We start from the raw sequence: 23,280 nt of genomic DNA on the forward strand, positions 1-23,280 counted from the left end.
CGGTCAGAATTTCAGCCGGCAGGTCAGCCCGTAGTAGAAATCGGGGGTGAATATGGCACCCACACCCGTCGCATACGAGGTGACGTAACGCCGCGAATTGGTAAAGTTATTGGCATAGAACGAGAGCGACACATGGTCGCCGATCTCTTTCGTGATACTCAGGTTGGCCGAGAAATAGGGATCGTACCCGTCCCGGGCAAACGTATAGACGTTGCCCGACTTGCGGATCAGGTGCGCGAAGGCGGGATCGTCGGCTTCGGCCTGCGTGAAGGGGCGGATATTGCCGTCCGTATCCATGTAGGCCACGGGCCGGATGGCCGTGTAGGAGTCTCCCCCGTAAATGTCCCCGCCCGTAGGGACGTTGCTGTCCTCCGTCACAGTAAAGGCATAGGGACGTCCGCCGTACTCGGACAGCCGCTGCGAACGCCTCAGCAGCGCCATCTCCAACCGGCAGGAGACCACGAGGCGTGCTCCGGGGATATGAGTGATCGCCGTCACGTTGGCGTCCAGCCGACAGGTCCGCTCCCCGTTGTAGGAGTCCGCTCCCGCATAGATACCCACATACTGATAAGAGCGGTTTGCGATCGACGTGTGCGACCACCCGGTATTGTAGTAATATGTAAGCTGGTCGTCCACGTATTCCGTCTGAGTGAAGGCTGCGTCCACCCGCACCTGCGTGCGGACAGGCACAATCTCCGGAAAATCCACGATCAGTTCCGCCCCCCGACGGGTGATGTCGGTCCCGTTGTCGGGCGAAGTCGAGGCCACGAAGGTCCGGTCGGTCACCTTCAGCGCCATCTCCGTCCAGGAATCCTCCCGTCCGCCGCGCACGTACACCGCCCCGGTCTGGCTGTCTACCTTCACCTCCGGATCCGAGGGCATGGAGAACCCGTCGGGCAGTTGCAGCACGTTGTATGAAAACGGAGTGTAACTCCTCGCATATTTATAGGGAAGCCTCGTGCGGTTATGATAGCCCACCAGCGAGATCCGCACTCCTCCGGCCTCCGCCTCCACGCCGATCTCCGCGTTGTGGTTGCGCTGCCAGCGCAGATTCCCGTTGTGCAGCAGGGTATAGGGCTGGGTGTAATACACGTATGAAGAACGGTTGTTGTCATAGGAAAATCCGAAAGTCTGAATGTCCCGGTACTCCTGCGCCGGATAGAGCACCCAGTAGGAAGGCAATTTTTCGGTGACGCCCCATCCTCCACGTACGGTCACACCGCGGCCCATCCTCCACCGGACATTGAAACGCGGCGAAAAGGTGTTCAAATGGTCGTAATGCGATCCCCGGACGAACACGTTCTCCATCCGTACGCCGGCCATCAGTTCCAGCGAGGTCCGTCCCACAGGAAGTGTCAGATTCTCTTCGGCATACGCCGAAAGGTTGTGCATGTAGGGATAGGAGGAATAGGGTCGAGGACGATAGCCATGCGGCGCCAGCCGGGGATCGAGGTAATACTCCCCCTCTCCCGCGTTGCCTGTGGCCTTCCACTGCACCCCGGCCTTGAGCCGGCTGAACAGAGGGCCGACACGGCCGTTGAGTTCGTACTTCAGCGAGGCCGTATAGTCCAGTTCCCGGGAATCCACCACCTGGTCCGAAAAATAGATATAGGGCAGCTTGTCCGCCAGAAAATAGCCTTCCGAAGCGGCATGGGCGGCCGGTTGTTCCGAAGCCTCGGAACAGTAGGCATGGTCGCGGGTACGCCGGTCGTTATAGAACAGCGAGGCGTCGAACTTGAGATTGGTGATCCACGGCCGGTTCAGCAGCCACACGAGCGCGACGTCGGCCCGCACGACATTGTCCCATTCTCTGGTCCAGGAGCCGGTAAAGGCGTCCGGATCGTCCTCCGTATTCATTCCGCCCACGTTGCCCGACACGCCGGCCCGGAGTTTCAGCACCTTGCGGAACGTGTTGCTGTATCCCACCGAAAATCCGCGGCGGGTATAAGAGGCATAAGGCGAGGAGAGTTTCTTTGTGGCCCGAGTCCACTCACCGTCGATATTGAGCGCACCACGGTTTCCTCCCAGGTCGAACCCTTTCGAGAAGGCAAACTGGTAAGTCCTCGGATTCACGGCCGTGGAGACGTTCCACGGCGTATGGCCCCTCCGGGTATGGATTCGGACGATCCCGCTGTTCAGGTCGCCGTATTCCGCCGACGGCACACCGGTGATCACCTCCACCGATTCGATGTTCGACACGGGAATGTTCCGGGTATCCGCCCCGCCCGGCGCTCCGAAAGAGGCGTTGTTGCCCATACGCACACCGTCCACCTCCACGACGGTACCAAACGGAGCATTGCCCGCATCGGAACCTCCTCCCCGCAGGGAGAAGGCACGTGCCGTGGTCAGGTCGGGATTGACGGTCTTGCCGCCGGGCAGCAGGGCAGCGATATCCGAGACATTGGACATCTGCAGGTGGTCGAGGGCGTTCCTCCCGATCACCAGTGTCGTATTCAGACTCTGCGGACGGGCCTGGGCGGTCACCACCACGTCGCCGATCTCCAGCGACATCGCCCGCATCCGTATGTCGAGGCTGTCCGCATCCCCGCGGATATCGAGGGGGCGGGAGACTTTGGCATACCCTAAGAAAGAGACCTCCAGCACATAATCGCCCTCTGGAATCCCTTCGATGACGAACCGCCCGTCGCGTCCGGACGTGGCCCAGAGATAGGTGCCCTCCAGCACGACGGATGCGCCCCCTATCGCTTCTCCCGACTCGGCGTCCCTCACCCTTCCCGCGATGCGCCGGAGCGGATCCGCCGGGGCGGACACAGCGGCAGCAACGGACAACACACTGGTTATCAGCAAGACGACCCGTCTGAAACGGACACTCCCGACTATTTGTATCTGACTCAACATCATTCTCCGAAAATTCAGTGCAAATTTCCGGAGAAAACACCATCGGAATCAATCCCCACAAATAGGTATTTCCCGAACCGCTCTATCCACAAATGTAGGCACCAGACAAAAAAGGCGGCCGAAACCGCCCGAATATCCGGTTCCCCGCCCCCCCTTCTTATGGTCCATGCCTCGTATGTCAACGACCTGAAGCTGAAATAGGATGGGACGAGGTTGTCGCATATTGTCGGCAGCCCTGGCATCGGTAATGCTCGGGACGCTGCCCGCCGCCGCGCAGCGGGGGCTGCCGGGGCTGTTGGCCGTGGAGCTGGCTGCGGGTCCGGCGGACGGATTTCTGATACGCGACAACAGGGGGGCGCCCCGTATCTGGTGCGGCGTGGCCCTGAACCGCTGGAGCCGGGAGCACTCGCGCTGGAGCTTCGAGGCCGCATGGCTGCAAAAGGACTATAAATGAGCCGTAGGACAATAAAACTAATGAATGATTTTGTATTTTTGTGTCAGAAGAAAGGATAAGTTATGAAACAAGGGCAATCAACAGAAGAAAACCTCGGCCCGATGAAACTCATATTTAACTATGAGGACGTGTTTTTCAGTTTCTTTTATGACGACATCGGCGGTTGCATCCACCGCTCGCGGGAGTATGCAATGAACTATGTCTATTCAGGCGAGATGATACTGGAAAACGGCAAGGAACAGATCCATGTCGGCAAGGGCGAGTGCGTCTTTATTCCGCGCGACCACCACATTACCATGTACAAAAAACCTTTCGACGGGGAGAGGTATTGCGGGATATTCCTGAATTTTACCCGCAGTTTCCTGCGGGAGATGTACTCGAAGTTCGAACGGTATAAGGTTCCGTCCAATACACCGAAACTCGAATCGGGAGTCGTCAAACTGCCCAAGACGGCAGAGATAACGAGCCTTTTTGCCTCGCTGACCCCATTTTTCGATCCGAAAGTGAAGCCACAGGACGATTTCATGCAACTGAAACTGCAGGAGGGCTTGCTGGCCCTGCTCCATATTGACGAGCGGTTCGCTCCCACCTTGTTCGACTTCAACGAACCGTGGAAAATCGACATTCTGGACTTCATGAACAAGAATTACATGTACGAGTTCTCGATGGAGGAACTGGCGCACTATACCGGACGGAGTCTCGCCACCTTCAAGCGGGATTTCAAGAAGATCAGCGACCTGACGCCCGAAAAGTGGCTTATCCGCAAACGGCTCGAAGTGGCCTACGCCATGATGCAGGAAGGCGGAAAGAAAATCGTGGATGTCTATACGAGCGTGGGATTCAAGAACCAGTCCCATTTCTCCGCAGCGTTCAAAAAACAATACGGCATCGCACCGACGGCTGTTGCCGCAATTATATAGCTATTTAATTTTGCGGGAACATTTGCATTTGTGAAATTATGGAAAGGGATAATAAGGGAAATGAGAGACCGGACAGAATAGAGGTGCGCGGAGCGAGGGTACACAATCTGAAAAACATCGATGTAGACGTGCCGCTTGGGAAAATAGTCGGCATCGCGGGGGTGTCCGGTTCAGGCAAGAGCTCGCTGGCGCTCGGGGTGCTGTATGCGGAAGGATCACGGAGGTATCTGGAGTCGCTTTCGACCTATACCCGCAGGAGAATGACCCAGGCCACCCGTGCCGGTGTAGACGAGGTGCTGTACGTGCCGGCGGCCCTGGCCATGCACCAGCGTCCGGCCGTTCCGGGCATCCGCAGCACTTTCGGCACCGGTACGGAGCTACTCAACATGCTGCGCCTGATTTACTCGCGGCTGGCCTCCCACCGCTGCCCCAACGGACATTACGTGCAGCCTTCGCTGAATGTCGCCGCCGGGCTGGAGTTGGTCTGCCCGGAATGCGGAGCGCATTTCTTCGCACCTGGCGCGGAGGAATTGTCTTTCAACAGCAGCGGGGCCTGCCCGTCTTGCGACGGTACCGGGACTGTCCGTACCGTGGATGAGTCCACCCTTGTTCCGGACGAGACGCTGAGCATCGACCAGGGTGCTGTGGCTCCGTGGAATGCCCTGATGTGGTCGCTGATGACCGACGTCTGCCGGGCGATGGGCGTGCGCACGGACGTGCCTTTCAACCAACTGACTCCGGAGGAAAGAGAGATTGTCTTTCACGGACCGGCCGAAAAGAAGCATATATTCTACCATTCGAAGAACACCAATCAGGCCGGCGAACTGGATTTCACTTATTTCAATGCCGTCTATACCGTACAGAACGCCTTGTCCAAAGTCAAGGACGAGAAGGGGATGAAACGGGTGGAAAAGTTTCTGAAGGCCGGACCGTGCCCGGACTGCGGAGGCTCGCGTTTCTCGGAGGCCGCCCGCGCTCCGAAAGTCCGGGGTATCTCCATAGACGAGGCCAGCCGGATGAGCCTGCGGGAACTGGCGGAATGGGTAGGGGGTGTGCCGGCCTCCCTACCGGAAGAGATGCGCCCGATGGCGGAGCGGATCTGCGAATCCTTCCTCGATGCCTCGGTGCGTCTGCTGGATTTAGGAGTGGGCTATCTGAGCCTCGACCGCGCGGCATCGACCCTTTCTACGGGAGAGCGGCAACGGATGCAACTGGCACGGGCGGTGCGCAACCGTACCACCGGAGTACTTTATGTTCTGGACGAGCCTTCCATCGGCCTGCATCCGGCCAACATCGTGGGACTGGCCGGGGTAATGAAGGACCTGATAGCGGACGGCAATTCCATTGTGCTGGTGGACCATGATACGCAGATACTGGCTGAGGCAGACTGGATGATAGAGATGGGGCCGGGAGCCGGTTCCTCGGGCGGGCAGGTGATAGCCGAGGGTACGCTGGAGGATATAGAGCGGAATAACGCATCGAAGATAGGACCGTTCCTGAGCAAGGCTGCTGTGGTAAATGCCCGACAGCGGACTTCGGAGGCGGAGTTGTTCGCCCAAGGCCGCATACACCTGTCCACCGGCCCGGTGCATACCGTGAGGTCGTTGGAAGTAGATATTCCCAAGGGCCGTCTGACTGTGGTGACAGGAGTCTCCGGCTCGGGCAAAACGACCCTCATACTGGAGAGTCTGGTACCGGCCCTGCAGACAATAGTCTCCGGAGGGAAGCTGCCGGACCACGTGCGGGAGATCCGCGCCGACGGCATCCGTCACGCCAAGCTGATAGACGCTTCGCCCATCGGCATCAATATCCGCTCGACTGTAGCTACTTACGCCGATGTCCACGATGAGCTCCGCAAGGTCTATGCCCGTATTCCGGAGGCAAAGGCCGGGGGATGGAAGAACGGGGATTTCTCCTACAATACCGGCCGGCTGCGCTGTCCGACCTGCGACGGTACGGGAGTGATAAGCCTCGACGTGCAGTTTCTGCCGGATGTGGATATTCCGTGTCCGGACTGCAGGGGCTCGCGCTATTCCAAGGCGGCCTACAGGATACGACGGGAGAACAGCGAGGGTGCATTCCATTCACTTCCGGAGTTGATGGCCATGGATGTGGATGATGCGATGGTAGCCTGCGGAGACTTGCGGACTGTGTGTCAGCGTCTGCAGGTGCTCCATGACCTCGGCCTCGGATACCTTACTCTCGGCGAGCAGACTCCCGGACTTTCGGGCGGTGAGGCCCAACGTCTCAAACTGGCCAGCGAGATAGGCAGGGAGCAGGACGATTCGGTATTCGTGTTCGACGAGCCGACCATCGGTCTGCATCCATCCGATGTCCGGATTCTCCTGCAGGTATTCCAGCGGCTGATAGACCGGGGCGCGACTGTCATCGTCATCGAGCACGACCAGGATGTCATCCGCTCGGCCGACTACATTATCGACATGGGCCCCGGCGGCGGCGAGGACGGCGGCCGCATCGTCGCTGCCGGTACTCCCGACGACATCCGCCGCTGCCCAGACAGCGTTACCGGACGGTTCATCTGACCTGAATTTTGAGAGTTTCCGGAAATCAGTCGCATTTCTCGGCAGCGTTCAAGAAACAGTACGGTATCGTACCGACGACGGGGGCGGCCGAATAATGTGAATCAAATAACTGCAATATGGACACCACTTTTCACGTCATTGACCGAACTTCTTGGGAGCGAAATATCTACTTCGAGTACTATTTCTCTCAAATCAAATGCAAGTACAACCTGAATGCCTGCCTTGACATCACACATTTGCGGAAAGTACAACAGGAAAGGGAATTGCGCTTCTTTCCGCTGATGCTGTACGTCATCATGCATGCGGTCAATCAAAACAAGGAGTTCCGCATGAGCTTCAATACCGAAGGCGAACTGGGGTACTGGGAGGAAGTAGTACCGAGCTACACGCTTTTCCATTCCGAAAACCAGACATTTACCGATATCTGGAGCGAATATCATACCGACCTCGACATGTTTTACCGTACTGTTGTAGAGGACATGGATCGGTATCGTAACGTAACCGGAGTCATCAAGGCACGACCCGGACAACCTGCCAATTTCTGCCCTGTGTCGTGCCTGCCGTGGCTCAGTTTCACCTCCTTTTCGCAAGACACCTATACGGACAACTTGTTCCTGTTCCCGCTCATCAGATTCGGAAAATTCACTGAGGAGGGCACTCGGACGAAGATTCCAGTTTCCGTCTTTGTAAGCCATGCCGTGGCTGACGGCTATCATACCTGCAAGCTCATCAATGACATGCAAGAGATTGCCGACCGGATGTGAACACCCCTTTTTATCGGTCTTCAATTTGACCTTTTCACCAATACGATTTGAGCCTCACAACAATTCGGTTGTGGGGCTTTTGCTTTACCTTTGCATCCGTAACCAAGGATAAATGTCTAAAAGGAGATAAAACGATGAACATGGATTTTAATCTTTTCACGCCGACCAAACTGTTGTTCGGTCGCGGTAAGTTGAATGAACTCGGCGACCAAAAACTGCCGGGAAAGAGAGCATTATTGCTGATTTCAAGCGGAAAGTCCGTAAAGGTTAATGGCACGCTCGACCGTGTGACAGCTCAACTGGATAAGGCTGGTGTCGCCTACACCATCTGCAACAATATTCACGAAAATCCCTCAAAAGAAGTCGTGATGGAAGCAGCCGCCTGCGCTAAGGAGAACGCCTGCGACTTTATCCTTGCATTGGGAGGCGGTGCCGTACTCGATTCGGCCGTAGCGGTGGCGGCTATGGCGACCAATCCCGGCGACCTGTGGGATTATGTGTGCGGAGGTACGGGCAAAGCACACCCCTTGCAGTATCCGGGGCTTCCCATCGTGACCATTGCCACCACATCGGGCACAGGCTCGGAAATCAACTGCTGGGGCGTCATCTCCAACCACGAGACCAACGAAAAAATCGGTTTCGGCACACCGGAACTGACCCCCGTGCTTGCCATTGTGGACCCGGAACTGATGTGCACCGTTCCTGCCAGGTACACTGCTTATCAAGGATTCGACGCCCTGTTCCATAATACGGAAGTAATGATTAGCCGTTTTGTGAATGTGTTGAGTGAACCGATAGCGTTGTCGGCCATCGAACATATTGCCAAATATCTGCCCCGTGCAGTGAAGGACGGTAACGACATGGAAGCCCGTGAAGCGGTGGCCTACGGCAGTACCATTGCAGGACTGACCATGCAGCTTACCAGTACCACAGCCGAACATTCGATGGAGCACGCCATGAGTGCCTACCACCACGACCTGCCGCACGGTGCGGGATTGATCATGATTTCCAACGAATTCTACCGTTTTTTCGTGGAGCGGCATGCCTGTGACAGACAGTTCGTCAAGATGGCTCGTGCGATGGGCATGAAGGAGGCTGATAAGCCGGAAGATTTCCTGACCGCTCTTGCCGAATTGCAGAAAGCCTGTGGCGTGGATAATCTGAAGATGAGCGACTACGGCATAACAAAAGAGGAATGCAACACGCTGGCCCGTAACGCCCGAGAGACAATGGGAGGTCTCTTTGCCGCCAATCCTTGCGAAATGACGCACGAGGATTGTACACGCATCTTCGAGAGGGCATACAGATAAGAAACAGGGATAATAAAACAAGGACCGACAGAAGATTGACTTCTGCCGGTCCTCATTGTTTTAAGCTGATCTGCTTCCCGATAAAGCGTAACGTTTACTTCCTGCTTTCGGCACCAATCTTTTTGATGAACTTCGCCGGATTACCGCCTACTACGGTCATTGGCGGAACATCGTGCGTTACCACACTGTTGGCACCAATAATGGAACCGTAACCGATCCGTACACCGGGCAGGACGGTCGAGCCTATGCCAATCCACACCTTGTCTTCTATGACGATGGGGCGGCCGTAGGTCGCGCTACGATTGTCCGGGTTCGGATCGTGGTTGATCGTTATGAGATTTACTTTCGGGGCAATGAACACACCGTCGCCGATGGTAATGCCACCACGGTCGAAAAAGGTACAGCCCTGCTGAATCCAGCAACCTTTACCGATGTGGATATTCTTGCCGTAATCCACGTAAAACGGAGGTAATAGCGTGGTACTGGGGTCAATCTCCCTGCCCGTAATGCGGTGCAGGTAGTCGTGTACCTCTTCCGGCGAGAGCCAACCTTTCGCGTTCATTTCCGCAGCAGTCTTCATCGTGTCAAAGATGACGTTTATCAGTTGATCGTAACCGGGTTCGTCCGGGGAAACCATCGCTCCAGACAAGTCTTTCTTGAAAATATCTTCCATTGTCCTTTTCTATTATCAGTTGTAAATTCGGTTATCTAATGGTAATACCACCCTGCTTCTGCATCTGGAAAATGTCATAACGCATACAGCTTCATACACCTTTCAAATCAACGGCCACCGTACGATCGAACTCTTCATCGGTAATCTCGGTCATCGGGCGTTGCGGTGTCTGAATGCCCGCATTGTTGTGAGCGGCCTCCAAATACCCATAATTCGGGACAATCCAGGCTGTCATCTTCTTTACTGCCTGTGTGTCTGCCATGTCTATACGACAAGCCACCGCCTGACATCCCTCCGCTACCAGTCTGGCCGCCTGCTCCTTCGGTTCATTAATGTCTGCCAATAGCGTAATGTACCCTGCGCGTGCACACGAGTCGGCACACGCCAGCCCGATACCCATTCCCGCACCGGCTACCAATGCCGTTTTCAGTCCTTTTGCATCCATAGTTGTATCTTGTTTTAAGATTCTGGTGCAAAAGTAGCGGATCTTGTCGAAAAAGACTTTGCTTGTCGGCTCAAAGTATTTTGCCGTAAAGCTCAAACAACATATTAGATGCTGTGGACAGGAGAATGTCCGTACAGTCCTTTGTATGCCTTCGAGAAGTGCGATAGGTTCTTGAAACCTACCTTGAAACAAACATCGGTTACTTTTTGCGTACCAGAACGGATGAGTTCGTGTGCGGCTTCCAGCCTTCGACGTATTACCCACTTCTGCGGGGACAGGTCGCTTACTTTGCAGAAATCACGCTTGAAAGTGGCAAGGCTCCGGCCCGTGTAATTGGCCATCTCCTCCAATGTAAGGTCATTCATGTAGTTCTGCTCCATAAAGCCCATGATGTCGATTTTCCACGGGTCGGTAAAGTCGAAAAGCGAGGCATACAGGTTCTTGTCCGTATTCAGAAGCACGTACATTCCTTCGGTCATTTTCAGTTCCAGCAGTTCGTCCGTGGGCCGGATGCCGGAATCGAAATAAGGGGTCATGGACTCGAACAGGCTTACGATGTCGGGACGGCTGGAAGGCAGTTTCCGCAAACTTACTTCGCTTCGCCAGGCATTTTCCGGCAGGCTGTTCTTGTCTATCCGGCTGAAGAAGTTACGCAGGAATGTATTGGTAAACATCAGGAAGATAGCCTTGAACTGCTGTCCTTTGTAGCTCTGCTTGGTAAGTCGCACGCAAAAGTCCTTGCGGATAAAGGCACAATCTCCCTTGTGCAACTTGGTGACTTTATCGCGTTCCCTTATTTCCAGCTCTCCGGAATACATATAGACCAGCACGTGCGAATGGTTGCGGTGCAGGCAACTGCTCCCATTATCAGAGTACATGGCCAGAAAAATATCCGAGTAGCGTAACGTATTGATTCCTTTCAGACAGCCTTTCTCCATCTTCAATCTTTTTTTGTTGGCAAAGGTAATCATTTACACCAAACAGATTATTTGCTGTGAGGCTCAAATATAGGCAAATAAGCAGGGCTTCGTCTCTGTTACCGAGATTGCTTATTTCGGAATCACAGACTTTCTGTAAGCGTTAGGCGAGAACCGGAAATGCTTGGTTACATAACGGCTGAAATAGGAGACGGACGAGAAGTTCATGCGTGCGGCTATTTCCGTTAGCGACAGTTCTTTTTGGCACAGCAGGTTCGTGATTTCATGGAGGGTGAAGCGGTCAATCCAATAGGTGGCCGGCTTGCCGCAGGCTTTTCTGCATATCTCGGAAAGATAGTGAGGGGTTATACAAAGTATGGAAGCATAGTATGGTACATCCCGATGCCGGATATACTCTCCGTTGTACAGCAATTCGATAAACTGTTGCAGCAGTCGGGCGGTATGTTCGGATACTTGCCGGGAAGCCTGTCCACGTGCATGGATGTCATACAAATCCATGATATGCGCCATCAGCAGGTAACCCAGCATCTCTTCGCGGAACAGGTGCGGTTCACCGTCTGTCAATCTCTCGCGGAGCCGTTCCATGTCGTCCACACATTTCCGGAAGTCGTGCGGGGAGAGTTTCATCACCGGATTCTGCAACAGGCCCAGATGCCCGATAATGCCGTAATTGTTGCGTATGGCCATCGACAGGACAAACGGCTCGGACAGTCCCATCGTCAAGGCCCGGTAATCTTCCGACTCGGAGAAACCGGAAGCCAGCGACATATTGGTCAGTATAACGTAATCGCCAGCCACGATATTATAATGCACATTCTGGAAGCGGAAGCTCATGCTCCCTTTCGTACAAAGGATATGAATCACACATTGGGGATACCGCCTGGCATCGTAGGCCTGAATCGAATCCATGAAGAAAATCCTATTCCATATCGGTTGCTCCATACGCTTTCTGTGATTGCGGAGTGATGAGCCGAATTTAGGTAAAAACCACGAAAAGTGAAAATTTCCCCACCGATTTTGCATCAAGGCTCTCCCCGATAGTCTGTAATTTTGTCACATGATTCAAAAATACGGAAGCAGTATGAAACAAGTAAGATTGAACAACGGAGTGATGATGCCGTCCATCGGTTTCGGCGTCTTCCAGATTCCCGTAAACGAAACGGAGCGTATCGTGACCGATGCATTTGAAGTGGGCTACCGGATGATAGACACAGCCGCCTCTTATTTCAACGAGGAACAGGTGGGCAATGCCTTGCGGCACAGTGGGCTGAAACGAGAGGACGTGTTCATAACCACCAAGTTGTGGGTGCAGGACTACGAGTACGACGACGCCTTGAGAGCCTTCGACCTCTCGATGAAGAAGCTCGGACTGGATTATCTCGACCTTTATCTGCTGCATAAGCCGTATGGCAACTATTATGCAGCGTGGCGGGCAGCGGAACGACTCTATAAGGAAGGATGCATCCGTGCCATCGGGGTGACGAGCTTCAGCAGCGAACGCCTGCAAGACCTCTTCCTGCACAACGAAGTGAAACCTGCCGTCAATCAGCTGGAGACGCATCCCTTCTTTCAGCAACAGGCAGCCAACCACTTCCTCAGCCAAGAGGGCATACAGCACGAAGCGTGGGCACCTTTTGCCGAAGGGCAGAACGACATCTGGAACACCCCACCTTAAAAGCCATTGCTGCCAGACACGGCAAGACGGTGGGCAACGTCATCCTGCGCTGGCTGAACCAGCGGAATGTGGTGGTTATCCCCAAGACCGTGCGCCGTGAACGCATGGCGGAGAATCTTGCCATCTTCGATTTTACCCTTACGGACGAGGAGATGCAAGCCATTGCCGGGCTGGATACCGGACACAGTCCCATCTACGACGATATGGATTTACAGACAGTAAAAGGAATAGGAACTCATAAAATACATGAATAATGAAAACCATTACACTGAATAACGGCATTGAAATGCCCATCATAGGTTACGGCGTATTTCAGATTTCACCCGATGAATGCGAACGTTGCGTGATGGATGCCATCGACACGGGCTACCGCTCTATCGACACGGCACAGGCATATTACAACGAAGAAGGCGTAGGCAATGCTATCCGCCGGAGCGGCATTCCACGCACAGAACTGTTCCTGACCACCAAAGTGTGGATTTCTAATGCAGGCGAAGAGCGGGCGGCACGGAGCATCGACGAATCGCTCCGCAAGCTCCGGACCGATTATATCGACCTGCTACTCGTCCATCAGCCTTTTGGCGACTATTATGGTACCTACCGCGCTATGCAGAAGGCTTGCAAAACAGGGAAAGTCCGTGCCATCGGATTGAGCAACTTCTACGATGCCCGTTTTATCGACCTGGCCGAGAATATGGAAGTAAAACCTGCCGTTGTACAATTGGAAACACACGTGTTCTGCCAGCAGGCAAAGATGCGCAAACTGGTGAATCCCTACGGTACGCGCATCATGGCATGGGGGCCTTTGGCTCAGGGAGCAAACGGATTCTTTACCAATGAAACGCTGCGTGCCGTCGGTGCAAAACACGGTAAAGACAATGCGCAGGTTGCCTTGAAGTACCTGACGGACGAAGGCATCATCGCCATCCCCAAGACCACGCATAAGGAGCGTATGGCCAGCAACCTCGCCCTCGACGACTTTGAACTGACGGACGAAGAACGTGATGCCATTCGCAAGTTGGACGACGGCAAACCGCTGACGGCAGATTTTAACGACCCTGCATTAGCGAAGTATTTGCTGGGCTACGACCGGCAGTTCAATCCCGATAAACAGTAAGGCTTGTGTGATTTCTTAAAACCAACTATACACTACTTGTATTTTCAAGATTCCCGTAACGATGTTTCCCTCGTTGCGGGAATTTTCCTATCCTTACGACAATATACCCTACAAACAAATCGACCTTTTCAACAATGATATTTGAGCCTCACAGAATCATGCTATGGGGCTTTTCGTTTACCTTTGTATTTATAAACAAAAACAAGTCGAATGTTCATTCAAGAGGCAAATAATGAATAACGTATTGATTATCACCTCCAGTCTGCGCCATGTCAGTAATTCGGACGCACTTGCCGAAGCCTTTACAAAAGGAGCGGCCGAGAACGAATCCTACGTTCCGGAGCGTACCATAGCCGGATTAGGTGGCTGGATAGACGGCCATGAGCTCGCACGTCTGCCGGTTCGGTCTTTGCAGGAGGAGTGAATGACCCCGAAGAAATCAAGGGACACACGGCATTGGTCCGCGCATACGAGATGGGAAAAACTGTTTGATAACATTTCAAAAACGATCCGTATGGAAAGAAAGTTATTGTTCCTTACGATGCTGTGCTGCATGGCATTTTCGGCGAACGCCTGCGGCACGGACAGAGCACATCAGCCAACGGCAGGAAACGGGACTACCGGCGGCAACGATGAAAACAAGGACGCTACGGTCACAGTCAATGACGGTATGTTCGACCTGAGTAAAGGCGAAAGCGGGAAGCCGCCCGTCATCACGCTCAGCAGCGGATATACCATGCCCGTACTCGGATTGGGAACGTACAGCCTGCACGGCAACGAATGCATCGACGCCATCCTCTCTGCCATAAAGTTAGGTTACCGCAAGTTCGACACCGCCACTTTCTACGGTAACGAGAAAGAAGTGGGTGAAGCCATCCGCCGCTCGGGCGTGCCCCGCGAGGAGTTTTTCATCTGCACCAAACTCTATCCCAACGAGTTCGGTCGTGCTGAAGAAGCCATCGAAGCATCCCTCTCAAGGCTCAATATCGGCTATGTGGACCTGATGTTGCTGCACCATCCGGGCGACAACGATGTGGAAGCCTACAAGGCGATGGAGCGTGCCGTGGCCGAAGGCAAGATTCGCTCGCTCGGCGTGTCCAACTATTATATAAAGGAGATGACGGAGTTCCTGCCGAAAGTGAGCATCAAGCCCGTAATGACGCAGAACGAAATTCATCCTTATTATCAGGAGAAAGAGGTCCGGGAATATATGCACCGCAACGGCATCGTCATCGAGGGATGGTATCCATTCGGCGGACGCGGCTATACGAAAGCGATATTCAGCAACAAGACTATCAAGGAAATAGCCGAGGCGCACGGCAAATCCCCTGCACAGATCATTTTGCGCTGGGACTTGCAGCACGGCGTGGCGGTCATCCCCGGGTCAAGCAATCCTGCTCATCAGAAAGAGAACATCTCCGTGTTCGACTTCGAGCTGACCCCGGAAGAAATGGCACGTATCGACGCGCTCGACCGAAATGAGAAACATGACTGGTATTAAATAAAGAATAACGATGAAAGTATTACTGATTAACGGAAGTCCGAGGGGCAAAGGAAACACTTACATTGCCCTGTCGGAAGTGGCGAAAGCCCTTGAAGCGAATAGCATAGAAACAGAGATCGTCTCCATCGGCACCAAAGCGGTACAGGGATGCATCGCCTGCTACCGTTGTGCGGAATCGGGCAGATGCGTGTTCGGCGATGTGCTGTACACCACGGTCCGTGAGAAACTGGAAACGGCAGACGGCATCGTCATCGGTTCGCCCGTCTATTATGCGGGCCCCAACGGCTCACTCTGCGCCCTGCTCGACAGGCTGTTCTATTCCGCGTCGTCGCTGCTGCGCTACAAACCGGCTGCTGCCGTAGCCGTCTGCCGGCGCGGAGGGGCAAGCGCCACGTTCGACCGGCTGAACAAGTATTTCACGATAAACGACATGCCCGTCGTAAGTTCCCAGTACTGGAACAGCGTGCATGGCCGTCTGCCGGGCGAAGCCTCGCAGGACGCCGAGGGATTGCAGACGATGCGCACCTTGGGCAATAACATGGCATGGGTGCTGAAAAGCCTGAAAAACGGCGGAGAGCCGATACCCGAAAGGGAACCGGGAATCATGACGAACTTTATCCGGTAACTTCCAACATTTGGAAATAGTATGAGACATTCATTCAAGACATCGGCCGTGGCCTTGTTCGCCTGCCTTTGCGGCATGGGCAGCCTCACGGCACAGGAAAATCGCCTTAATACAAACAGCATCATGGAAGAAAAACTGAATCTTACGCAGGAATGGGACAAGACGTTCCCCCAGAGCGACAAAGTGAACCACAGCAAAATCACGTTCCATAACCGCTACGGCATCACGCTTGCCGCCGACCTCTATATGCCCAAGAATGCCACGGGCAAGCTACCCGCTATCGCCGTCAGCGGCCCGTTCGGGGCTGTCAAGGAACAGGCATCGGGACTGTATGCGCAGGAATTGGCAAAACGCGGTTTCCTCACCATTGCCTTCGACCCCTCGTTTACCGGCGAGAGCGGTGGTCAGCCCCGCTATGTAGCTTCACCCGACATCAATACCGAGGACTTCTCGGCGGCGGTGGACTACCTTTCCACCCGTGACGATGTGAACCCGGAACAGATCGGCATCCTCGGCATCTGCGGCTGGGGCGGTTTGGCAATCAATGCGGCGGCCATCGACACCCGTATCAAGGCGACGGTAGCCGCTACGATGTACGACATCAGCCGTTGCACCGCCAACGGATACTTCGATGCGGCGGACAATGCGGACACCCGTTACGGGATGCGCCAGATGCTCAATGCACAGCGCACGGAAGATTACAAGAACGGGACGTATGCCCTTGCCGGAGGAGTGGTCGATCCGTTGCCTGCCGACGCGCCGCAGTTCGTGAAAGATTATCACGCCTATTACAAGACGAAGCGCGGCTACCACAAGCGTTCGCTCAACTCCAACGGCGGCTGGAACAAGACCTCGAATCTGGCTTTTCTCAATGCGCCCATCCTGGCATACAGCGATGAGATCCGTTCGGCAGTGCTGGTGGTTCACGGCGAGAAAGCCCACTCGCGCTATATGGGCGAGGACGCATTCAAGAAGCTGAAAGGCGGCAACAAGGAGTTGCTGATCGTTCCCGGTGCCTGCCATACCGACCTTTACGACAACTTCGACAAGATTCCGTTCGACCGCATCGAAGCATTCTACAAGGAATATCTGAAGTGACAGGCAGGATGGACAGACACATCACTTTCCCCGACGGGCGGCAGGTCTGCCCGCTCGGACAGGGGACGTACCAAATGGGGCGCCGGCGCAGCGAGGAGATACAAGCTCTGCGCCGGGGTATCGACTTAGGTTTGACATTGATAGACACTGCCGAGATGTACGGCACGGAGGAGCTCGTAGGCGAAGCCGTAAGGGAGTGCCGTAACAAGGCTTTCATAGTCAGCAAAGTTCTTCCGGGCAATGCCAGCTACGAGGGCACGAAACGGGCCTGCGAACGGAGTCTGCAACGGCTCGGCACGGAATACATCGACCTTTACCTGCTGCATTGGATCGGGCATTACCCGTTCTCCGAGACCGTCCGTGCTTTGGCGGAGTTGCAGCAGGAAGGGAAAATCCGGCAATGGGGCATGAGCAACCTCGACGTGGCGGACATGGAGCATATCCTTTCCCTGCCGCACGGCAAGGAGTGTGCCGCCGATCAGGTACTCTACAACCTGCGCGAGAGGGGCATCGAGTACGACCTTATCCCGTGGTGCGGACGGCACGGCATACCCGTGATGGCCTATACGCCGCTCGGTGAAGGACGGTTGCGCAACCACAAGACGCTGGTGGAGATAGCCCGCAGGCACGATGCCACGCCCACACAGATCATGTTGGCATGGGTGATGCGCACACAGAACGTCATCGCCATCCCCAAGGCAAGCAGCATCGCCCATGTGGAGGAGAACGCCCGCAGCCTCGCTATAATCCTGACGGAAGAGGACCTGTGCGATATCGACAAGGCGTTTCCCGCACCGACGCGGAAAATAGCGTTGGCCGGATGGTAAACAAGATTACACCATGCACATCGCCATTACCACCTTGCCGGGATATACGCCGGAGGAAAAGAAACGGCTGGCAAGAGCATTGAAGGAAATGGCTGCATCGGTGGGTGTCGCTTCCTTCACGGTCTCTGTTTCCGTGAAAGATTTGCCTATGGAAAAATGGACCGAGTTTATCCACGAATTACCGGACGAGAAAATTATTATTCCGGAAGCCGACAAAAGCAGTAAAAGGTGTTGACAGGAAAAGAGTTGATTCGGTACGATGAGTTCCCCAAAAAAACGTTACGAGTACACTTCGTTGAGAATATCTTGATGTGGCGAATAGAAAAATATTTATTGTTTCGAAGGATAGTTATGCGGATCGAAAAACTCTGCAAGGGTAATACCGTAGAATTTGCAAATAATCGCAATAGTCGTGACCGAAGGGAAATTTCTACCGGATTCGAGATTAGCCACGTCAACACCTGTGCTCTCTTTCAATTTCTCCTGCGAGTGCCCGTAAATATTACACAGTTCCTTAGCCCGCAGTATAATTTTATCCTTTAAGAATACGTCGCATCTTTGTTTTTTTCTCTCCATTGCCACAAATGAAAGACAGACACGGAATTTTTGCGCTTATACTCGTCCAAATAGAAAGAGGATTACTGTTTCGGCGGGTAATTTATCCCGTCGAAAAAATCTTCAAGAGTGATGTTATATAGTTTGCACATTAATTTTATCTTTGCTTATAGAAATTATCCGGCCAAACTAAAACCATGCAACGCTTCCGAGACATAAATTGCAAGCAACCGGAGCGGCAGTCAGCCACTCGGAACGGAGTGTGCGGTTATCGGAAAAAGAAGATGCAATTGCCATTCTTTCTCTCGTTCTCCGTCAAATATTCCCCCACTTCCGCAGATCATTCCATACCGCGGACCTTTCGCACATTCCCCGGACAGACGCTGTTATTCCGGTGGATTTGTTTACCTTTGGCGTAGTTCCCAATCCGAAATTATATCTATGCGCAAAACCTCCGAGAAACCTGCTTCCGGAAATCCGAGAGAATACACCGTAAAAAACCCGTCTACCCTGCTACCCTTTCTTCTTTCGATCCTGCCGGACAGAAGCCGCACCACGGTCAAATCCTTCCTGACCCACCGCCAGGTATCGGTCAACGATCGGGTCTCCACCCGTCACGACACCCTGCTACGGCCCGGCGACCGAGTCAATATCCTTTCCGGCCGGGGGTTTGCCCCTCTCTCCCACCCGATGCTGCGTATCGTCTTCGAAGACGAGCACCTGATCGTCATCGACAAACGCCAGGGCCTCCTGTCAATGGGCACCGACAGGGAAAAGGAACGGACGGCCTACCATATCCTCAGTTGCCATGTGAAACGGAACGATCCCGGCGCCATGGTCTTCATCGTCCACCGCCTCGACCGCGAGACTTCCGGACTGATGCTCTTCGCCAAAAGCGAAGCGGTTCAGGAAACGCTTCAGAAAAACTGGAAGCGCATCGTCCGCAAACGCACCTACATGGCCGTTGCGGAGGGCCGAATGCCCGGACAGGAAGGATGTATCGAAGCTCCGCTCAGGGAAAACAGCCGGTTCAAGGTGTACGTGCCGTCCGACGGCGAAGGCACCGCGGCGGTCACCCGCTACCGGGTCGTGAAGCAGGGGCCCCGCTACTCTCTCGTGGAACTCGAACTGGAAACCGGACGTAAAAACCAGATCCGCGCCCACATGGAACACATCGGACATCCGATCGCCGGCGACAGGAAATACGGAGCTCCGTCCTCTGAGGCCGGACGGGTCTGTCTCCACGCCAGCTCGCTCTGTTTCGAACATCCCGTCACGGGCCGTATGTTGAACTTCTCCACCGGCACACCACGTCTTTTCGAAGCACTGGTCGGGGAAAACGGACAAAAGATTTCCATTTCCCCGAAAAAACATTAGGTGAATGAATTTTTTTTACTTATCTTTGCACCCGAAAATCCGAAAGGGACAACGATTCGGGGTGTAGCGCAGCCCGGTTAGCGCGCCAGCTTCGGGAGTTGGAGGTCCCGGGTTCGAATCCCGGTACCCCGACGAATGAAAGTTCATTCGGACAGAAAACCACCCTTTATCAGGGTGGTTTCTTTTATTTCCGCAATCGCCTCCGAAGTCTCCGGCATCCGTTCGCCCGCCTTGCCGAATTTTCCTTCGCCCCACGGACAGCTCGGCCGATCCACCAGCTGTATACAAAGCCCACATGCAGAATCAACCGTCCCTATTCCGTCCCGATACAAGCACCCGGCAGAAAAGGCATGGGTCCAACTGTTCCGTCCGATTCGGGGTATCCGCAGCCGTTCCCGGTCCGTGTCAGAGTTTCAGCAAATAGACATTGGTCTCCCTCTGCACGAAACCCATCGACCGGTACAGCCGGTTGGCGGCCACCCGTACGGGAGCGGAAGAGAGCGAAATGCTCTGTACCCCGAGCCGCCGTGCGAATCCGATCGCGAATGTCACCAGCTCTTTTCCGTATCCCTTTCCCCGGCAGGCTTCATCCACCACCACATCCTCGATCCACGCCTTCAACCCGCCCGAGAGCGTGGGATAGAGGGCCACGACCAACATACCGGCCACCCGGCCGTCATCTTCCCTCAACACCAGCAAATGAGAGCGGTCGGAGGCCAGCAACTCACCGAATTCTTCACGGCCGAACCCGGCCTCCCGTCCCGTCAACTGGGGTAACATGCGTTTCACAGCCTGGAAAACCTCTTCCTCGTATACCGTCAGTTCCTCTACTTTCATCTTTTTTTCTACAAAGATAACGATTTGCCCCTCTTCTCCTCACATGCATCCAGAATCCGCAAGGCATTGCCGTGATAAAGCTTTCGCAATACGTCGTCCGGCAGGGATATACCATAGATAGCCCAGCGCCCCTGCATGTGATGTCCGGCTCCCGGATCTATGTACTCATCGTCCGTTTCCAGAAATCTGTAATAGACTCTGTATGCCTCCGCATTGGGTTCCGTGTCGGTGCCGAACAGAATACGGTCCTGATAACGGATAAGGAACTTCCGGGCTGTATAAGGCTGTCGTCCCAACTCGCTGATGCGGGCGCTGATGTCCACCACGATATTCGAATAGGTGTCGAGCCACATGCCTACCCGACCGAGATCTTCGGGCAGATTGGCCATGTGGGGACAGATATAGGTTGTCTCCGGATGACGGGCGATCATCCTGTTGCGCTGACCGAGCAATGCCTCCTTCGAAGGGAAACGTCTGCGGTCGGCAAAACTCCACTCCGGATGGGCGGCCAGTTCGTCGTAACGTTCATTGTAGCGATCTACCGGTGTGAAAAAAGCCTCCGGATCACCCGTATGAATCAATACGGGGATTCCCAACTCCCCGCACTTGGTCCAGATAGGATCGAGACGCGGATCGTCGATGGCGATCAAAGCCCCCGATGCATCCCGATATTCGAGCCCCAGTTGCTTGAACACTTTTACCCCTCTGCATCCTGAACCGACAGCTTCCTCCAGCCGGGCCGCCTCCCTATGGCCGAAGTCGGGTTCGTCAATCCGAAGAAAGTCCGGATGAAAGAAAACCGTAAACCGCTCCGGCGAACAGCCCCGGGATACCTCCAGATGTTTCCTGTAAAAATCATCCTTCGAATGACCGTCCAGACTGACACAACGCCATACTCCGGCTTCATCCATCTCATCCAGATATTTTCCCATATCAACGAGCCGTCCCAGATGATTGTGCATGTCGATCACAGGGAAACGGGGTTTCATCACCTTCGTCTCCTTCACTTTCAGCTGGCTCACCGGACGCCAGTCCACCAATTTCAAATCGGCTCCGCCCGCCCCTTCGGGCGCGGACAGACCGCACGAAACATTATCGTCCATATATTTTCTCATTTTATTCGGATTCACTTTTCAGATCAGTCGCACGCCGACACCGTCACAACGGCTCTTTGCCCGGATTCCAACACGATGTCGATCCCGTCGATCAGTTCTTCGCCGCGGCAATGTTTTCTCACGCCGTCCACACAGAGCGCATACTCCCGGTCCCGCTCTACCGTAAACCATTGAGGAAACTGATTGATACGAGGCCAGTCGGCCGGCAGATGCAGATTCTCCCGGTATCGGGGTGCATCGAAAAACAGCTTTCCTCTCCACGGCATCCCTGCCGTCAGCACAAGCACAGTCTTTCCCTCCTCATCGGCCGCTCCCCACTGCACATCCTCCCGCCAAGGTGCCAGACGTGTTCCCCGGGTTTTCCACAAGGCATACATCACGGCTGTCCGGGCGAAATTCCCATCGCCGTGCCACCCTTCCAATATTCCGTCCGGACGCTGGAAAGAGTACATGACATTAATTTCGCTGTCGATCCAGTCGGCGGCCTCCTGCGAACGTTCCCGGTTGTAAAGATTCAGGGCGCTTTCGATCGCATCGGCATATCCGTCCATGTTGTTCTCCCAATTATGGCTGCGATAGTGGGCGTTCAGATTGGAAAATACTTTCAGCACGGCATCCCGATAGGCCTCGACTCCGTCCAGCTGGTAGACGATGTAATAGCCGTCCAGCGTATAGCCCCAAGTATCGGCCAGCCGTGTTTCCAAAATCTCCCCGGTCGAAGGGTTCACCTCATCGTAAAAGAGCCCGTGCCCGTTACGGCCCACCTCCAACACCCTGTCGAGCAGACGGTGCAGCGGCCCGCGGTACTGCTCCTGTTTCTGCGGCCGGGCATAATGCACCGTCGCATACAGTTCACACAGCCCCAGCATGATCTCGCAACCGTGGTCACGCAGTCTCAACCGCTCGGAATCGGCTGGATGACGATCCCCCAACAGATAATAGTCCCCTATACGGATCGCCCATTCGAGATACTCTTCCCGACCCGTCATCCAATAGAGCCGGGAAAGTACCTGCAACAAGTCACCGTTCACCTCGATCACCTGCGAATTGCCGAAATAGTCACCTCGTATCTCCGTCACGATCTCCACCAACCCGTGCAGGCTGTCCAGAATGGAGATCATCCGTTCCGACCAGGGTGAAACTCCCAGCAATTCGGTGATCGGCAGCAGTCCGTCCTTCATGTACTCCGCTGAACCGAAAATCACATTTCCCGTATCGACCGGATTGTTTTGCAGACGGTGGGTCCGCAGGTCATAGGTTGCAGGACAGGCGCCCAAGCAGGAAGTCAGTTCCGTCTCCGTCCGCAGCATATCGAGCATCCTGCCCCGGAAAAGCCCTTCGTCCGTAAAAAAAGAGGTAATCACCATGAAAGGATAGTTGTCTGCCGCAGCATCCTGTGCATTCCAGAAATAGTCTCCCTGCAAATTTTTCGGTATCAGCCCCGTTACCGTATCGGCCACCGCCAGCCACCCCTCCACGAAACGGTGGCTGCGAGCGAATGCCTCGCCGGCAAGCCGTCCGTTGACGATGGCCCGTTCGATCGTCTCCCGCCGGGGCGCATCTCCGCATGCCGCAAGCAGAATCACAGGCAGGAGCAACCATCCGCCGCTTATCGTCCGTATCCGATTCATTTTCATCTTGCCG

Annotated in this window: 20 protein-coding genes, 1 tRNA gene and 2 pseudogenes; 15 read left to right on the forward strand and 8 right to left on the reverse strand. The window is 54.6% G+C overall.

The features are described from left to right. Window positions 1-3 precede the first annotated feature (3 nt). Window positions 4-2,859, reverse strand: coding sequence for a TonB-dependent receptor (locus INF32_RS04700; RefSeq protein ID WP_394368328.1), 2,856 nt, complete (start codon window positions 2,857-2,859; stop codon window positions 4-6). A 202-nt stretch (window positions 2,860-3,061) separates the two neighbouring features. Here INF32_RS04700 and INF32_RS04705 point away from each other — a divergent pair, with 202 nt between their 5' ends. The 5 genes from INF32_RS04705 (at window position 3,062) to INF32_RS04725 (ending at window position 8,850) form a co-directional block, all read left to right on the forward strand. After that, window positions 3,062-3,313, forward strand: coding sequence for a conjugal transfer protein TraO (locus INF32_RS04705; RefSeq protein WP_226387249.1), 252 nt, complete (start codon window positions 3,062-3,064; stop codon window positions 3,311-3,313). 101 nt (window positions 3,314-3,414) lie between these two features. After that, complete coding sequence (locus INF32_RS04710; protein WP_226387250.1) at window positions 3,415-4,233, forward strand: AraC family transcriptional regulator; 819 nt, start codon at window positions 3,415-3,417, stop codon at window positions 4,231-4,233. A gap of 38 nt (window positions 4,234-4,271) precedes the next feature. Beyond that, entirely contained in the window at window positions 4,272-6,776 is a 2,505-nt protein-coding gene (locus tag INF32_RS04715; RefSeq protein ID WP_226387251.1) for an excinuclease ABC subunit UvrA, read from the forward strand. A 116-nt stretch (window positions 6,777-6,892) separates the two neighbouring features. Next, window positions 6,893-7,540, forward strand: coding sequence for a CatA-like O-acetyltransferase (locus tag INF32_RS04720; RefSeq protein ID WP_226387252.1), 648 nt, complete (start codon window positions 6,893-6,895; stop codon window positions 7,538-7,540). Between the two features lie 134 nt (window positions 7,541-7,674). Continuing rightward, on the forward strand, window positions 7,675-8,850 hold the full coding sequence (locus INF32_RS04725) for an iron-containing alcohol dehydrogenase (protein ID WP_226387253.1): 1,176 nt from the start codon (window positions 7,675-7,677) through the stop codon (window positions 8,848-8,850). Between the two features lie 94 nt (window positions 8,851-8,944). Here the strand turns inward: INF32_RS04725 and INF32_RS04730 are convergent, their stop codons facing one another. The 4 genes and pseudogenes from INF32_RS04730 to INF32_RS04745 form a co-directional block, all read right to left on the reverse strand. Beyond that, on the reverse strand, window positions 8,945-9,523 hold the full coding sequence (locus INF32_RS04730; RefSeq protein ID WP_226387254.1) for a DapH/DapD/GlmU-related protein: 579 nt from the start codon (window positions 9,521-9,523) through the stop codon (window positions 8,945-8,947). Between the two features lie 94 nt (window positions 9,524-9,617). Continuing rightward, window positions 9,618-9,968, reverse strand: a pseudogene (locus INF32_RS04735) (SDR family NAD(P)-dependent oxidoreductase); the annotation flags it as partial. 104 nt (window positions 9,969-10,072) lie between these two features. Beyond that, a complete protein-coding gene (locus INF32_RS04740) occupies window positions 10,073-10,906 on the reverse strand; it encodes a helix-turn-helix domain-containing protein (protein WP_394368317.1) in 834 nt (277 codons plus the stop codon). Between the two features lie 111 nt (window positions 10,907-11,017). Continuing rightward, window positions 11,018-11,848, reverse strand: a complete 831-nt coding sequence (locus INF32_RS04745) for a helix-turn-helix domain-containing protein (protein WP_226387255.1) — start codon at window positions 11,846-11,848, stop codon at window positions 11,018-11,020. 139 nt (window positions 11,849-11,987) lie between these two features. Here INF32_RS04745 and INF32_RS04750 point away from each other — a divergent pair. The 10 genes and pseudogenes from INF32_RS04750 to INF32_RS04795 all read left to right on the forward strand — a co-directional run bounded on the left by INF32_RS04750 (window position 11,988) and on the right by INF32_RS04795 (window position 19,816). Next, window positions 11,988-12,835, forward strand: a pseudogene (locus tag INF32_RS04750) (aldo/keto reductase). Beyond that, the gene (locus INF32_RS04755) at window positions 12,835-13,698 is read left to right on the forward strand and encodes an aldo/keto reductase (RefSeq protein WP_226387256.1); all 864 of its coding nucleotides are present in this window, start codon (window positions 12,835-12,837) and stop codon (window positions 13,696-13,698) included. The pseudogene INF32_RS04750 and the gene INF32_RS04755 overlap by 1 nt, the downstream one beginning before the upstream one ends. Before the next feature lie 232 nt (window positions 13,699-13,930). Then, complete coding sequence (locus INF32_RS04760) at window positions 13,931-14,122, forward strand: hypothetical protein (RefSeq protein ID WP_226387257.1); 192 nt, start codon at window positions 13,931-13,933, stop codon at window positions 14,120-14,122. A 90-nt stretch (window positions 14,123-14,212) separates the two neighbouring features. Beyond that, window positions 14,213-15,199, forward strand: coding sequence for an aldo/keto reductase (locus INF32_RS04765; protein WP_226387258.1), 987 nt, complete (start codon window positions 14,213-14,215; stop codon window positions 15,197-15,199). A gap of 13 nt (window positions 15,200-15,212) precedes the next feature. Further along, window positions 15,213-15,827 (forward strand): flavodoxin family protein, encoded by a 615-nt coding sequence (locus INF32_RS04770; protein WP_226387259.1) that lies wholly within the window; start codon window positions 15,213-15,215, stop codon window positions 15,825-15,827. A gap of 21 nt (window positions 15,828-15,848) precedes the next feature. Continuing rightward, complete coding sequence (locus tag INF32_RS04775) at window positions 15,849-16,925, forward strand: alpha/beta hydrolase (RefSeq protein ID WP_226387260.1); 1,077 nt, start codon at window positions 15,849-15,851, stop codon at window positions 16,923-16,925. An 8-nt stretch (window positions 16,926-16,933) separates the two neighbouring features. Beyond that, on the forward strand, window positions 16,934-17,752 hold the full coding sequence (locus INF32_RS04780) for an aldo/keto reductase (protein WP_226387261.1): 819 nt from the start codon (window positions 16,934-16,936) through the stop codon (window positions 17,750-17,752). A 13-nt stretch (window positions 17,753-17,765) separates the two neighbouring features. Further along, window positions 17,766-17,987, forward strand: a complete 222-nt coding sequence (locus INF32_RS04785) for a tautomerase family protein (RefSeq protein WP_226387262.1) — start codon at window positions 17,766-17,768, stop codon at window positions 17,985-17,987. Window positions 17,988-18,748: 761 nt separating this feature from the next. Continuing rightward, the gene (locus INF32_RS04790; RefSeq protein WP_226387263.1) at window positions 18,749-19,684 is read left to right on the forward strand and encodes an RluA family pseudouridine synthase; all 936 of its coding nucleotides are present in this window, start codon (window positions 18,749-18,751) and stop codon (window positions 19,682-19,684) included. A 57-nt stretch (window positions 19,685-19,741) separates the two neighbouring features. Next, window positions 19,742-19,816 (forward strand) — tRNA-Pro (locus tag INF32_RS04795). A gap of 273 nt (window positions 19,817-20,089) precedes the next feature. Here the strand turns inward: INF32_RS04795 and INF32_RS04800 are convergent. The 3 genes from INF32_RS04800 to INF32_RS04810 are packed head-to-tail and all read right to left on the reverse strand — an operon-like array spanning window position 20,090 to window position 23,273. Further along, window positions 20,090-20,521, reverse strand: a complete 432-nt coding sequence (locus INF32_RS04800; protein WP_226387264.1) for a GNAT family N-acetyltransferase — start codon at window positions 20,519-20,521, stop codon at window positions 20,090-20,092. An 8-nt stretch (window positions 20,522-20,529) separates the two neighbouring features. After that, window positions 20,530-21,624, reverse strand: a complete 1,095-nt coding sequence (locus tag INF32_RS04805; RefSeq protein WP_226387265.1) for an amidohydrolase family protein — start codon at window positions 21,622-21,624, stop codon at window positions 20,530-20,532. Window positions 21,625-21,659: 35 nt separating this feature from the next. Beyond that, window positions 21,660-23,273, reverse strand: coding sequence for a hypothetical protein (locus INF32_RS04810; RefSeq protein WP_226387266.1), 1,614 nt, complete (start codon window positions 23,271-23,273; stop codon window positions 21,660-21,662). Window positions 23,274-23,280: the final 7 nt, after the last annotated feature.

Source organism: Gallalistipes aquisgranensis (assembly GCF_014982715.1).
Taxonomy (GTDB): domain Bacteria; phylum Bacteroidota; class Bacteroidia; order Bacteroidales; family Rikenellaceae; genus Gallalistipes; species Gallalistipes aquisgranensis.